This window comes from Ferrovum myxofaciens (genome assembly GCF_000735045.1).
Lineage (GTDB): Bacteria > Pseudomonadota > Gammaproteobacteria > Burkholderiales > Ferrovaceae > Ferrovum > Ferrovum myxofaciens.
In genome coordinates this window covers 1-253 of record NZ_JPOQ01000471.1, presented here as the reverse complement: position 1 = coordinate 253, position 253 = coordinate 1, and the positions used below count along the sequence as shown (strand labels likewise).

The following is a 253-nucleotide window of genomic DNA, read 5'->3' as shown; positions in this document are numbered from 1 at the left end:
GTTGCGCGCCCGTCTGAATCCCTTCGGGAGAATATGCAGCAGGATTTTGTGCAGAAATTCCACACCGCTCAGGGTGCGGGATTCCCACTGTTTGGTTTTGCTATTCTGGTAGCGGAATGTGACTTTTCCGTTCTGATCCGACACGATATTTTTTTCGGGCAGCACGCCCCGATATAAATAGCGCCCCAGATACACCAGGGCCTTCTGCCCTGTTCCCACCGCCTTGCAGTCGACAACCCACTCGGCAGGATAG

The 253-nt window shown here is 54.2% G+C and carries 1 protein-coding gene; it reads right to left on the bottom strand.

The features are described from left to right. Window positions 1-253, bottom strand: a 253-nt coding sequence (locus tag IV91_RS0114625) for a transposase (protein ID WP_031599557.1), incomplete at both ends; no start/stop codon positions are given.